13 protein-coding genes are annotated in these 13,143 nt (G+C 70.7%); 10 read left to right on the top strand and 3 right to left on the bottom strand.

Annotated features, from left to right (window positions below; genetic code table 11):
* Positions 1-60: 60 nt before the first annotated feature.
* Positions 61-1,392, bottom strand: coding sequence for a nucleobase:cation symporter-2 family protein (locus IE317_RS20420; RefSeq protein WP_191312394.1), 1,332 nt, complete (start codon positions 1,390-1,392; stop codon positions 61-63).
* 131 nt (positions 1,393-1,523) lie between these two features.
* On the opposite strand from IE317_RS20420, the gene IE317_RS20415 reads away from it, so the two are divergent.
* From IE317_RS20415 to IE317_RS20390, 6 genes are all read left to right on the top strand, one after another.
* The gene (locus tag IE317_RS20415; protein ID WP_229902809.1) at positions 1,524-2,663 is read left to right on the top strand and encodes a 5-methyltetrahydropteroyltriglutamate--homocysteine S-methyltransferase; all 1,140 of its coding nucleotides are present in this window, start codon (positions 1,524-1,526) and stop codon (positions 2,661-2,663) included.
* The gene (locus IE317_RS20410) at positions 2,660-2,977 is read left to right on the top strand and encodes an NIPSNAP family protein (RefSeq protein ID WP_191312392.1); all 318 of its coding nucleotides are present in this window, start codon (positions 2,660-2,662) and stop codon (positions 2,975-2,977) included. The genes IE317_RS20415 and IE317_RS20410 overlap by 4 nt, the downstream gene beginning before the upstream one ends.
* A gap of 123 nt (positions 2,978-3,100) precedes the next feature.
* Positions 3,101-3,874, top strand: coding sequence for an IclR family transcriptional regulator (locus IE317_RS20405; RefSeq protein ID WP_191312390.1), 774 nt, complete (start codon positions 3,101-3,103; stop codon positions 3,872-3,874).
* An 81-nt stretch (positions 3,875-3,955) separates the two neighbouring features.
* On the top strand, positions 3,956-5,170 hold the full coding sequence (locus IE317_RS20400; protein WP_191312388.1) for an NAD(P)/FAD-dependent oxidoreductase: 1,215 nt from the start codon (positions 3,956-3,958) through the stop codon (positions 5,168-5,170).
* Entirely contained in the window at positions 5,170-6,339 is a 1,170-nt protein-coding gene (locus IE317_RS20395) for a 4-hydroxybenzoate 3-monooxygenase (RefSeq protein ID WP_373309081.1), read from the top strand. Before IE317_RS20400 ends, IE317_RS20395 begins: the two co-directional genes overlap by 1 nt.
* Before the next feature lie 53 nt (positions 6,340-6,392).
* Positions 6,393-7,130 carry a Clp protease N-terminal domain-containing protein gene (locus IE317_RS20390; RefSeq protein ID WP_191312384.1) on the top strand — a complete coding sequence of 246 codons (738 nt, stop codon included), beginning with the start codon at positions 6,393-6,395 and terminating at the stop codon, positions 7,128-7,130.
* Between the two features lie 96 nt (positions 7,131-7,226).
* Here the strand turns inward: IE317_RS20390 and gndA are convergent, their stop codons facing one another.
* On the bottom strand, positions 7,227-8,666 hold the full coding sequence (gene gndA, locus IE317_RS20385) for an NADP-dependent phosphogluconate dehydrogenase (RefSeq protein ID WP_191312382.1): 1,440 nt from the start codon (positions 8,664-8,666) through the stop codon (positions 7,227-7,229).
* A gap of 86 nt (positions 8,667-8,752) precedes the next feature.
* Positions 8,753-9,673: an MBL fold metallo-hydrolase gene (locus IE317_RS20380; RefSeq protein ID WP_191312380.1), complete on the bottom strand. Its 921-nt coding sequence runs from the start codon at positions 9,671-9,673 to the stop codon at positions 8,753-8,755.
* Between the two features lie 235 nt (positions 9,674-9,908).
* On the opposite strand from IE317_RS20380, the gene IE317_RS20375 reads away from it, so the two are divergent.
* From IE317_RS20375 to IE317_RS20360, 4 genes are all read left to right on the top strand, one after another.
* Positions 9,909-10,772, top strand: coding sequence for a helix-turn-helix domain-containing protein (locus IE317_RS20375; protein WP_013222333.1), 864 nt, complete (start codon positions 9,909-9,911; stop codon positions 10,770-10,772).
* A gap of 88 nt (positions 10,773-10,860) precedes the next feature.
* Positions 10,861-11,712: an SAM-dependent methyltransferase gene (locus tag IE317_RS20370; protein ID WP_191312564.1), complete on the top strand. Its 852-nt coding sequence runs from the start codon at positions 10,861-10,863 to the stop codon at positions 11,710-11,712.
* Positions 11,684-12,532: an SAM-dependent methyltransferase gene (locus IE317_RS20365; RefSeq protein WP_191312378.1), complete on the top strand. Its 849-nt coding sequence runs from the start codon at positions 11,684-11,686 to the stop codon at positions 12,530-12,532. The genes IE317_RS20370 and IE317_RS20365 overlap by 29 nt, the downstream gene beginning before the upstream one ends.
* Complete coding sequence (locus IE317_RS20360) at positions 12,529-13,137, top strand: class I SAM-dependent methyltransferase (protein WP_191312376.1); 609 nt, start codon at positions 12,529-12,531, stop codon at positions 13,135-13,137. The genes IE317_RS20365 and IE317_RS20360 overlap by 4 nt, the downstream gene beginning before the upstream one ends.
* The last annotated feature ends 6 nt before the right edge of the window (positions 13,138-13,143 follow it).

Here is a 13,143-nt window from a genome sequence, read left to right as displayed (position 1 = left end):
ATGATGGAGGGAAACGCGAGGTCCGGCCGGGGACCGCGGCCGTGCTCGTCGACCGGCTGCTCAAGGCGTTTCGATCAGGTCCGGTTCCGAACGCCGGCCGAGGTGGTTGAACAGCAGGTTCAGCGCGAACGCCAGCACCGCCGCCACCGTGATCGAGCTGCCGCAGATCGTCTGGAGCCAGGCCGGGAAGTGCTTGAAGATGTCCGGGGCGAACGCCGGCAGCAGGCCGACGCCGAGGGCGACCGCGACGATGAAGGTGTTGTGGTTGCCGGAGAACTCGACCGTCCGCAGGTTCTGGGCACCGACCGCTGCGACCATCGCGAACATCACGACCGCGACCCCGCCGATCACCGGTTCCGGGATGGCCGCGATGAACGCGCCGATCTTCGGCACCAGGCCCATCGAGACCAGGATCCCGCCGGTCACCGCGACGACCCAGCGGCTGCGCACGCCGGTCATCCGCACCAGGCCGACGTTCTGCGCGAACGCTGTGTCGGGGAACGAGTTCATCACCCCGCCGAGGACGGCCGAGACGCCGTCGGTGGCCAGGCCGCGCGCGAGGTCGGCGTCGGTCGGCGGCCGCCCGGTGATTTCGCCGACGGCGATCATGTCGGCGGTCGACTCGGTGAACGTCACCAGCATGACCACGCACATCGACAGGATCGCCGCGATCGGGAACGTCGGCGCGCCGAAGTGGAACGGCGAGGCCAGCCCGAACCAGCCGGCCGCACGCAGGCCGTCCCAGTGCACCAGCCCCATCGGGATCGCCACGACCAGGCCGATCGCCAGCGCGAGCAGCGGCCCGATCTGGTTGGCGAACCCGCGCAGCACCCGCGTGAACAGCACGAGCAGCGCGAGCACGCCGAAGGCCAGCCCGAGGTGCGACGGCGCCGCGTAGTCCGGTGCCGTGCTGTCGTGGCCGCCGATCATCGCCGCGCCCGGGCCGAGCAGCGAGACGCCGATGACCAGCAGCAGCGTCCCGGTGACCAGCGGCGGGAAGAACCGGATCAGCTTCGCGAACGGCCGCGCGATGAGCAGCCCGAACACGCCGGAGGCGAGCATCGCGCCGTAGACCGCGGGCAGGCCGTACTGGGACGCGATGAGGATCATCGGGTTGACGACGGTGAACGTCGCGCCCGCCACCACCGGCAGCCGGATGCCGAGCAGCTTCCCGATGCCGACGGCCTGTATGACCGTCGCGATGCCCGCGACCAGCAGATCCGCGTTGACCAGCAGCCCGATCGTCGCCGGGTCGAGCTTCAGCGCGCTGCCGACGATCAGCGGCACCGCCACCGAACCGGCGTACATGATCGACATGTGCTGGAGGCCGAGCAGGGCGAGCCGCCCGGCGGGCAGGCCCCGGTCGACCGGGTGGACCGCGGATTCCGTCATGAGCGCCCCCTGAGGCAACAGCTTGGTCGATGTCACAGCCAACGCGGTGCCGGTGACGGTGGCAAGTCCCGGGCGTGATGATCATGTTTCGGGGGGCGGCGCAACGGCCGGGAATGTGTGACCATCGGTGCATGACTTCGGGTGGCATTTCCCAGGTGGGCCCGCCGTTTCGCGCCGATCACGTGGGGAGCCTGCTCCGGCCCCCGGTACTGCGTGACGCGCGACGGCGGCACGAAAGCGGTGAGATCGGCGCGGAGCAGCTCCGCGCGGTCGAGGACGACGCGATCCGCGACGTCATCAAGATGCAACGGGCGGCCGGGCTGAGCTCGGCGACCGACGGCGAGTTCCGGCGCGCGTCCTGGCACATGGACTTCATCTACGCGCTCGGCGGCATCTCGAAGAGCGACCAGCGGCTGCACGTCAAGTTCCACAACCTGGCGGGCGACCTCGAGTTCAGCCCGCCCGGGCTGCAGGTCGACGGCAAGGTGCGGCTCGACGAACCGATCTTCGCCGACCACTTCCGGTTCCTGCAGTCCCATGTGGACCCCGGCGTGACGCCGAAGCTGACCATCCCGTCGCCGAGCATGGTCTACTACCGCGGCGGCCGGGCCGCGGTCAGCGAGTCCGTCTACCCGGACCTCGAGGAGTTCTTCGCCGACCTCAGCGCGGCCTACTCCGCGCAGGTCGCGGCGATGGCCGACCTCGGCTGCCGGTACCTGCAGCTCGACGACACGAGCCTCGCCTACCTCAACGACCCGGCGCAGCGGGAGCTCGTCGCGCGGATGGGCGGTGATCCGGACAGGCAGCACCTGCGCAACATCGCGACGATGAACGCGGCTTTGGCAGGGCGGCCCGAGGGCCTCACGGTGACGACCCACCTGTGCCGCGGCAACTTCCGGTCGTCGTGGGCGGCGGAAGGCAGCTACGAGTTCGTCGCCGAGGCGCTCTTCGGCGAACTCGCCGTCGACGGGTTCTTCCTCGAGTACGACGACGAACGCTCCGGCGGCTTCGAGCCGCTGCGGTTCGTGCCGAAGGACAAGAAGGTGGTGCTCGGCCTGGTCACGACCAAGCGGCCGGAGCTGGAGGACCCGGACGTCCTGGTGCGGCGGATCGAGGAGGCGTCCCGGTACGTCGACATCGACCGGCTGTGCCTGTCCCCGCAGTGCGGGTTCTCCTCGACGGAGGAGGGCAACGACCTCACCGCGGACGACCAGCTGCGCAAGCTGGAGCTGATCGTCTCGACGGCCGATCGCGTCTGGGGCGGCCGGTGATCACCTGCGTCGTCGACTACGTCATCGACCCCGCGAAGCTGCCCGACTTCGAGCGCTTCGCCGCGGCGTGGATGCGCCTGGTGCAGCGCGAAGGCGGCATCCACCACGGCTACTTCCTGCCGTCGGAGGGGGCGAGCGACGAAGCCCGGGCGTTGTTCAGCTTCGAGAGCCTGGCGGCGTACGAGCGCTACCGGACGCTGTTCGGCGTCGACCCGGACTTCATCGAGGCGGACAAGATCCGGGACGAGAGCGGGTGCGTGGTGCGGTACCGGCGCACGTTCATGCGCCCGCTCCTGCCCGACGACGACCTCTGAGGTGGGGGCCGCCCCGGGGTCGGTCCGGGGCGGCGGGCGAGGCGCGCCACCCACCCGCGTGCGGCCTTCGCGCGGCTCAGCCGCGGGTTGCGGGTTTTCCGCCGGGTGCGAAAACTGACCCCCATGCGACACAGCGCGCAGCGGCCGCCGTCGGTGGTGGATCGGGTGCTCGATCTCTTGGGTGCCTTCACCGCCGAGCGGCCGCGGCTCACGCTGTCCGAGCTCAGTCGCCGCGCCGGGCTGCCGTTGTCGACCACGCACCGGCTCGCCGGCGAGCTCACCCGGCGCGGGGCCCTCGTGCGCGACGAAGCCGGCGGCTACCGCGTCGGCCTGTGGCTGTGGGAAGTCGCGTCGCTCGCCCCGCACGGCGCGGAGCTGCGGGAGAGCGCGATGCCGTTCCTGGAGGACCTCTACGAGGCCACGCACCAGAACGTGCAGCTCGCCGTGCTCGACGGGCCCGAGGTCGTCTTCGTCGAGCGCATCTCCGGCCGGGGTGCGGTCAACGTCGTGACCCGTGTCGGCGGGCGGCTGCCCGCGCACGCCACCGGGGTCGGGCAGGTGCTCCTCGCGCACGCCCCCGCCGAGACCCAGGAGGAGGTGCTGGCCGGCCCGCTCAAGACGTTCACCCCCAAGACGATCGGCTCGCCCGCGCAGCTGCGGCGGGTCCTCGCCGACGTCCGCCGCGACGGCTACGCCATCAGCGACGGTCAGATCGAGCTCATCGCCCTGTCCGTGGCGGCGCCGGTCCGCGACGCCACCGACGACGTCGTCGCCGCCATCTCCGTGGTCGTCCCGGCCGAGGGGACCGATCCGCGGACGCTGGTGCCGGCGGTGCGGGCCGCCGCGCGGGGGATCTCGCGGGTGCTCGGCGCGCCGCGGCCGGCCGGCCGCGAGTAGCAGGTCTGCCGGCGACTCGACGATCCAGGGCGGGTGTGGTCGGATGAGATCGAGGCCTACCGGATGGGGTGAGGAGAAGGAATGACCACCGTGCTCGTCGTCGGGGCCGGTCAGAGCGGGTTCCAGGCCGTGGCTTCGCTGCGGGACCGGGGCTTCGACGGCCGGGTCGTGCTGGTCGGGGACGAGCCAGGCGTGCCGTACCAGCGGCCGCCGCTGTCCAAGGCCTACCTGGCCGGGACCGCCGGGCTCGAGCAGCTGCACCTGCGCGGGGCGGACTTCTTCGCCGAGAAGGACATCGAGCTGGTCGAAGCCCGCGTCCGGAGCATCGACCGGGCCGCGCGGAAAGCGAACTTCGAAGACGGTCGCGAGCTGGACTACGACTTCCTCGTGCTGGCCACCGGCGCCCGCAACCGGACGCTGCCCGTACCGGGCGCGAACCTGCCGGGCGTGCTGACCCTGCGCACCCGCGACGACGCCGACCGGCTGCGAGCGTCGCTCGAACAGGCCGAAGACGTCGTCGTCGCCGGCGGGGGATTCATCGGGCTGGAGTTCGCTTCCCACGCCGGGCGCCCGGTGACGATCGTCGAGGCGCAGGACCGGCTGCTCAACCGCGTCGCGACGCCGGAGATCTCCGCCTATTTCGCCGAGCTGCACCGCGCCGCCGGGCACACCGTGCTGCTCGGCCAGGGCGTCGCGGCCCTGCACGGCGACGAGCGCGTCCGCGAGGTCGAGCTCTCCGACGGCACCCGGCTGCCCGCCGACCTGGTCGTCGTCGCCGTCGGGGTGGTGCCCGAGACCGCGCTGGCCGAGGCCGCCGGGCTGCCGGTGCGCAACGGCGTCGTCGTCGACGCGCACCTGCGGACGGCGGACGAGCGGATCTTCGCGATCGGCGATTGCGCCAACTTCCCGTGCGTGCAGGCCGGCGCCGAGACCCGGCTGGAATCCGTGCAGAACGCCGTCGACCAGGCCCGCTGCGTGGCCGCGGCGATCACCGGCACCGCCGAGCCGTACGCCAGCCTGCCGTGGTTCTGGACCGACCAGGCGGGCGCCAAGCTGCAGATCGCCGGCATCCTCTCGGGGGCGGACCGGACCGTGGTCGCGGGTGATCCGGCCGAGGGCAAGTTCTCCGTGCTGTCCTTCCGCGACGACGTCCTCGTCGCCGTCGAGTCGGTGAACCGGCCCGCCGACCACATCGCCGCGCGCCGCCTGTTCACCGCCGAGCCGAAGCCCGCGTACGCCGATCTCGAAGCCAGCGCCTTCGACCTCAAGGCACACCTGAAGTCGCGGGCGGCGTGATGCGCACGCAGGTCGCGGTCATCGGGGCCGGCCCGGCCGGGCTGCTGCTGTCGTTCCTCCTGCACGAAGCCGGGATCGACTGCGTGGTCCTGGAAGCCCGCGACCGGGAGTACGTCCGGCAGCGCGTGCGGGCCGGTGTCTGCGAGCAGCCGACCGTCGAGCTGCTGACGTCGCTCGGTCTCGGCGAGCGGCTGGCGGCCGAGGGCATGCCGCACGAGGGGCTGTCGCTGCGGTTCGACCGCGCCGACCACCGGATCGCCCTCACCGAGCTGACCGGCAAGGCGATCACCGTCTACGGGCAGCAGGAGATCGTCAAGGACCTCATCGACGCGCACGAGGCCCGCGGGTACCCGATCTCGTTCGAAATCTCGGACGTCCAGTTGTCCGATGTGGACACTGATCGGCCGCGAGTGGCTTACCGGGACAGTGGAGGCAACGCGCAGGTCATCGAGTGTGACGCCGTGGCGGGCTGCGACGGCTTCCACGGCGTCTCACGCCCGTCCATTTCGGACAACTTGACGGTGTTCGAGCGCGAGTACCCGTTCGCGTGGCTCGGTGTCCTGGCGCGGACGCCGCCGTCGCACCACGAGCTGATCTACACCCACCACGAGCGCGGGTTCGCGCTGCACAGCATGCGGACGCCGGAAATCACCCGCCTCTATCTGCAGGTCGATCCCCACGACAACCTGGCGAACTGGTCCGACGACCGGATCTGGGCCGAGCTGACCGCGCGGCTCGAGGTGGAGGGCGACTTCGCGCTCCGGGAAGGCCCGATCCTCGACAAGGGCATCACGCCGATGCGCAGCTTCGTCGCCGAGCCCCTGCGGCACGGGCGGCTGTTCCTGGCCGGGGACGCCGCACACATCGTGCCGCCGACCGGCGCGAAGGGCATGAACCTCGCGATCGCCGACGTCCGGGTGCTGGCGCGGGCCCTGGAAGCGTTGCTGCGCGGCGACGAATCCCTCGCCGCGGCTTACTCGGACACCTGCCTGCGCCGGGTTTGGCGGGCCGAGCACTTCTCGTGGTTCATGACGACGATGCTGCACACCGACCCGCACGCGGACGGCTTCGCGCGGCAGCTGCAGCTGTCGCAATTGCGCTACACGACGTCGTCGCGAGCGGCGGCGACCAGCCTCGCCGAGAACTACGTGGGACTGCCGTTCGCCTGAGATCGTCAACTCGTGGTTGACGCCTGGCTGGGCGTCAACCTACAGTTGACGGCATGACCCTTCCCTTCAACGTCAAGCTCGACGACCTCATCAACGCCATCAAGAGCAACAACGAAACGGACGCCCTCGCGCAGCTGACCGACGCGGTCTACGTGGGCCAGCACCTCGGCGAAGTGGCCGACCACCTGATCGGCCACTTCGTCGACCAGGCCCGCCGGTCCGGCGCGTCCTGGACCGAGATCGGCGCCAGCATGGGCGTCACGAAGCAGGCGGCCCAGAAGCGGTTTGTGCCGAAGGTCGATCCCGGCGGCGACCCGAGCGGCACGATCGAGCGCGTCTACGGCCGGTACACCGACCGGGCCCGGCACGTCGTCGTCGAGGCGCAGAAGGCCGCCGTCGAGCACGGCAGCCCGGCGATCGACACCGTCCACCTGGTGCTGGGCCTGCTCACCGAGCCCGCCGCGCTGGCGGCCGGGGCCATCCTGGCCCAGGGCGTGCAGCTGGACGCCGTCCGCGAAGCCGCCGAGGCGCGGCTGCCCAAGGCCGTCGTTCCGGTCCCGGACCCCATGCCGTTCAGCGGGACGGCCAAGAAGACCCTCGAGCTGACCATGCGCGAAGGGCTGCGGCTCGGCCACAACTACATCGGCACCGAGCACCTGCTCCTGGCGCTGCTCGAACAGGGCGAGGGAACCGGCTTCGAGGTGCTCGACGGCCTGGGAATCAAGAAGGACAAGGCCGAGGCGAAGATCCTGGAGGTGCTGGCGGAGATCCTCGCCGCGCGAGGCCAGTGAGGTTCCTGCTGGCCGCCGCGCTCCTCGCACTGCTGCTGGTGACGCTGCTCTGACCGGGTGGGACCAGGGGGTCTTCCCGGTCAGAGCAGCACCGGCTCAGGCGTCGGACTCCGGGCGGCCGTCGGCGGCCCAGGCCGTGTGGAACGACCCTTCGCGGTCCACCCGGCGGTAGGTGTGGGCCCCGAAGAAGTCCCGCTGGCCCTGCACCAAGGCGGCCGGGAGGCGGTCGGCGCGGAGGCCGTCGTAGTACGCCAGCGCCGTCGAGAAGCCGGGCGTCGGGATCCCGAGCTTGACCGCCGTCGAGATCACCGAACGCCACGAGTCCTGCGCGTCCTCGACGGCCTTGCGGAAGCCGCCCGACGTCAGCAGCGTCGGCAGCTCCGGCTCGTCGGCGTAGGCCGCGGTGATGTCGTTGAGGAACTTCGCGCGGATGATGCAGCCGCCACGCCAGATCGAGGCGACCTTGCCGAGGTCGATGTCCCAGCCGTACTCGGTGGCACCCGCCTGGATCTGGTTGAAGCCCTGCGCGTACGCGACCACCTTCGACGCGTACAGCGCCTGCTCGACGTCGTCGGCGAAGCGCTCCAGGGACGAACCCGACAGCGGCGCCGCCGAAGGACCGCCGAGGCCGCGGGCCGCCGCGCGCAGCGACTTCGAGCCGGACAGCGAACGCGCGAAGACGGCTTCGGCGATGCCCGAGATCGGCACACCCAGGTCGAGACCGATCTGGACGGTCCAGCGGCCGGTGCCCTTCTGCTCGGCGGCGTCCTCGACGACGTCGACGAACGGCTTGCCGGAGGACTGGTCGACGTGCGCGAGCACCTCGGCGGTGATCTCGATCAGGTAGGAGTCGAGCCGCCCGGTGTTCCAGGTGCGGAACACGTCGGCGATCTCGGCCGGTGCGTAGCCACCCGCGTGCCGGAGCAGGTCGAACGACTCCGCGATCAGCTGCATGTCGGCGTACTCGATGCCGTTGTGCACCATCTTGACGAAGTGGCCGGCGCCGTCCGCGCCGATGTGCGTGCAGCACGGCTCGCCGTCGACCTTCGCCGAGATGTCCTCGAACAGCGGGCCGAGCGACTCGTACGACTCCTTCGAACCGCCGGGCATGATGCTCGGCCCGTGCAGCGCGCCTTCTTCGCCGCCCGAGACGCCGCTGCCGACGAAGTGCAGGCCCCGCTCGCGCAGCGCCTTCTCACGGCGGCGCGTGTCGGCGAAGTGCGCGTTGCCGGCGTCGATGATGACGTCGCCCTCTTCGAGCAGCGGCGCGAACTCCTCGATGACGGCGTCCGTCGGCCCGCCCGCCTTGACCATGATCACGACCTGCCGGGGCCGCTCCAGCGCGTCGACGAACTCCTGCGCGGAGTACGCCGGGATGAAGTCGCCCTCGTCGCCGAACTGCTCCACCAGCGCGCGGGTCCGCTCCTCGGACCGGTTGTGCAGGGCCACCGTGTGCCCGTGCCGGGCCAGGTTGCGGGCCAGGTTGCGGCCCATGACCGCCAGGCCGGTGACCCCGATGCTCGCCTTCTTGCTCATCCGAATCCTTCCGAAGAACTCTCTCGATTCAGACCCTAGTCCGATCGAGGCCTCAAGGGAGGGCACGGAGGAGCAGCTCACCTAGTTCAGGAGAAGCAGCGGATGGGGCCCTTGTTGTAGGCGAGCATGTCGGTGATCGCCGCGACGAGGTCGATCTGCGCGCCCCACTCGGCCCCGTCGAGCTCGGCGTACGCCCGGTGCAGGTTCCCCGGCAGGCGCTCCTGCTCGCTGAGTGACGCGAAGTCACCCAAGTCGGTCTCCTTCGCCACCTCCAGCGGGGACAGCCCGGCGGCCTTCCCGCGCTCGGCGGTCTGCTGGACGAAGGCGAGGTATTCGTCCACTTTGTCCACGATGTCGAGCCCGCACGGGCCGCCGTGACCGGGCAAGATCACTTCCGGCTCGAGCTCCCGAATGACGTCCAGCGCCTTGCGCCAGCCCGCGACCGAGCCCATCAGCGCGAACGGGCTCCCGCCGTGGAACACCAGGTCACCGGCGTAGAGCACGCGTTGCTGGGGCAGCCAGACCAGGACGTCGTTGGTCGTGTGGGCCGCGTGGCCGGGGTGGATCAGCCGGATCTCGACCTCGCCGGCGTACAGCGTGAGCCGGTCGTCGAAGACGATCTCGGGCGGCCGCGGCCGCAGCTCGCCCCAGTCGTTGCCGACGAAGACACCCTCGTAGGTCTGGATGCCCTCGGCGGCGATCAGCTCGCGGGTCTTGCGGTGGCCGACGACCGTCGCGCCCTCGACCAGGTAGTTGCCGTTGGTGTGGTCACCGTGGTGGTGGGTGTTGACCAGCGTGGTCACCGGGCGGCCGGTGGCGCCCTCGACCGCCGCGAGCAGGGCGCGCGTGCGGCGCTCGGTCGCGCAGGTGTCGATCAGCACGGTGTGGTCGCCGGCGTCGACCAGCCCGCAGTTGTTGATGTACCAGGAGCCGTCCGGCTGGACGTAGCCGTGCGCGTGGTCGGCCAGGCGGGTGACGGCGGCGGCGGAGGGGGAACGATCGGTCACGGCGTCACTATGCCCGAGACCGGGCTCCGCCGGTTGGCCGAATAATTCGGAATTTCGCTGGTCCAGGCGAGTGATACCGCAGGTGACTGGCATTCTGCGCCGTTTCCTGGAACGCTGCGCGGTGTCATCATCGAGATCCGCAAGGTGAAGCACTAACCTGGGTGGGTTCGATAGTTCGCGTGCGACGGCGGCCGGTGGCCGTCGTCGCTTGGTAGTGGTCCGGGAGAGCAGGGCGATGGCCAGCACCGTCACCTCGCGCCGGAAGCAGCTCGGGAACGAGCTCCGGCATGCCCGCACCGCGGCGCGGATGACACAGCAGCAGGTCGCCGAGGTTCTCGGCTGCACCCAGGGCAAGGTCAACAAGATCGAGTCCGGTGCCGTCGGGGTGAAGCTCGGGGATGTGCGATCGATGCTGAACGCGTTCGGGATCAACGGCGAAGAGGCCGACACGCTGATGAACCTGGCCCGGGCCGCGGCCGGACAGCGCGGCCACTGGTCCGGCTACCGCTCGGTGGTGCCGCACTGGTTCCGCACCTTCACCGACCTGGAACCCGCGGCCGCGGAGATCCTCACCTGGCACGGTGAGCGCATCCCGGGCCCGCTGCAGTCCGAGCACTACATGCTCAAGCAGTTCACCGAGGCCGGCGCGACGGACGTGACGTCGCTGGTCCGCAACCGCCTCGACCGCAAGGCGGTGTTCGAGCAGCAGCAGCCGCCCTACTACCGCTTCATCATCAGCGAAGGCGCGCTGCGCCGGGCACCGGGCGGGTACGCGCCCGCGGTGATGCTCGACCAGGTCGAGCACCTGCTGTCCCTCGAGAAGCACCCGCGCGTGTACGTGCACGTACTGCCGTTCGGCGCGCGCCTGGCCGCGGTGCCCAACGACTTCACGATCATGCGGTTCCCGGACCGCACGCGGGACTTCGTCTACATCGAGCACTCCGCCGGCGGGCTGTACCTCGACGACGTCAAGGACTTCAACATCTTCGTCGACTCGTGGGACAGGCTGCGCGGAGCCGCTCTCGAGCGCCAGGAGACCCGGCAGTTCCTCAAGGAGCTCGCGGAGGGTTACCGCGCGCAGATGCAGCAGCTCCAATAGGGCGAATGGCGGCCCGAACCGTCCCGGCCTGTGAACAACTTTCGGTAGAGTCGGTCTGTTGCGCTTGAATCCACCGGAAGTGGACATCGTGGACCCCGACTTCCTCCCCGACGTCATCGACCTCGACCGGCCGAACATCGCGCGCATCTACGACTGGGCCCTCGGCGGCACCGCGAACTGGGCCATCGACCGGCAGTTCGGGGAGCAGGCCGTGCAGGCGTTCCCGCTGGCGAAAACGCTGGCCCGCAGCAACCGCGACTTCCTCGGCCGGGCCGTGCGCTACTGCCTTTCCGAAGGCATCACGCAGTTCCTCGACCTCGGCTCCGGCATCCCGACCGCGGGCAACGTGCACGAGGTCGCCGACGACTACGCCGACGACAGCCGGTGCGTCTACGTCGACAACGAGCCGGTGGCCGTGGCGCACGGGCGGATGCTGCTCGAGGAGGCAGGCGACCCCGAGCGCCACGCCGTGCTGCACGCCGACCTCCGCGACGCCTGCGAGGTCTGGGAAGCCGCGCTGGCCACCGGCGTGCTCGACCCGGACCGGCCGATCTGCCTGCTGACCGTGGCGGTGCTGCACTTCCTGCCGGACGTCACCGGCGTCCGCGAAGCCATCCGCGACTACCGGACGCTCTTGGCGCCCGGATCGGCGTACGTGCTTTCGCACGCGACCGAGTCCGGCGTCGAAGGCGAAGAACTGGAGCAGATCCGGAAGCTCGTGAAGCTGTCCGAGCGGTCGAGTTCGCCCGCGGTTTCCCGGTCCCTCGACGAGATCGCCGCGTTCTTCGGTACCTTCGACGTCGTCGAGCCCGGGATCGTGCCTGTGGGAGAGTGGCGCCCGGAGCCCGGCGCCGCCACGGTCCCCCTCGCGAGCGTGGTCGGCGGTGTCGGCCGCAAGCCTGGAGGACGCAATGACGACGCAGGACCCCGAAGCCCCTGAAGGCGTGGACCTGGAGCGGCCGAACGCGGCCCGCATCTACGACTGGTTCCTCGGCGGCGACGCCAACTGGGCCATCGACCGGCAGTTCGGGGAGCAGGCGGTCAAGACCTTCCCGATGATCAAGACCGTCGCGCGCGCCGGCCGCGACTTCCTCGGCCGCGGCGTGCGCTACCTGGCGCGCAACGGCATCGACCAGTTCCTCGACCTCGGCTCCGGCGTCCCGACGGTCGGCAACGTCCACGAGGTCGCGACGGAGGTCAACCCGGACGCCCGGTGCGTGTACGTCGACAACGAGCCGGTCGCCGTGGCGCACTCCCAGATCCTGCTGGAACAGGAAGGCGTCGCGGGGCGGCACGCGGTGCTGCAGGGCGACCTGCGCGACCCGGCCGACATCTGGAAGCGCGCGCTCGACACCGGCGTCCTCGACCCGAACCGCCCGATCGGCCTGATCATGGTCGGCGTCCTCTACTTCCTCGGCGCCGACGAGCCGGTGGCCCAGACCATCCGGAAGTACCTGTCGCTCCTGCCGTCCGGCTCGTACTTCCTGTCCTCCCACCTGACCGACGACGACCTGCACGAGATGGCCGACGCGGACAGCCGCGAGACGATCATGAAGCAGTACAACAAGTCCAGCACGCCGCTGACCCTGCGGAGCCGGGCCGAGTTCACGTCGTTCTTCGAAGGGCTGGAGCTGGTCGAGCCGGGCATCGTCTACCTCCCGGAGTGGCACCCGGAGGAGATCGAGTCCAAGGCCACGAAGAAGCTCGCGAACGACCCGGCGTTCGTCGGCCACCTCTGCGGCCTCGGCCGCAAGCCGTGACGGCCGCCGCCTACGACGCGGTCGCCGTCCAGTACGCGGAATTCGCCGCCGAGGTCTGGGACAAGCACCCGCTGGAACGCGCGGTGTGGACGGCGTTCGCGGACTCCGTCCGCGGGCGCGGCCCGGTCGCCGACCTCGGCTGCGGGCCCGGGCACCTGACCGCGCACCTGCGTTCCCTCGGGCTGGACGCGTTCGGCGTCGACCTGTCCCCGGCGATGATCTCCCTCGCCCGGGCGGCCCATCCCGGCCTGCGGTTCGAGGTCGGCTCGATGGCGGAGCTGGACCTGCCGGACGCGTCGCTTGCCGGGATCCTGTCGTGGTACTCGCTGATCCACACGCCGCCGGCGGAGCTGCCGGGGTACTTCGCCGAATTCGCCCGAATGTCGGCGTCCGGTGGTCACGTTCTGTTGGGGTGCTTCGAATCCGGCGGCGGACCGCTGACGTCGTTCGACCACAAGGTGACGACGGCCTACAGCTGGCCGCTGGACGAACTGGCCGGGCTCGCGGCCGCGGCGGGCCTCACCGAGGTGGGCCGGGTGTACCGCGAGCCGGGCGCGGGGGAGCGGCCGATGCGGCACGGCTGCCTGCTGCTCCGGAAACCGTAGCCCCGC

The organism is Amycolatopsis bullii (genome assembly GCF_014654205.1).
GTDB lineage: Bacteria > Actinomycetota > Actinomycetes > Mycobacteriales > Pseudonocardiaceae > Amycolatopsis > Amycolatopsis plumensis.
Note: the sequence above shows the minus strand (reverse complement) of the source record. Positions and strands in the feature narration are given on the sequence as shown.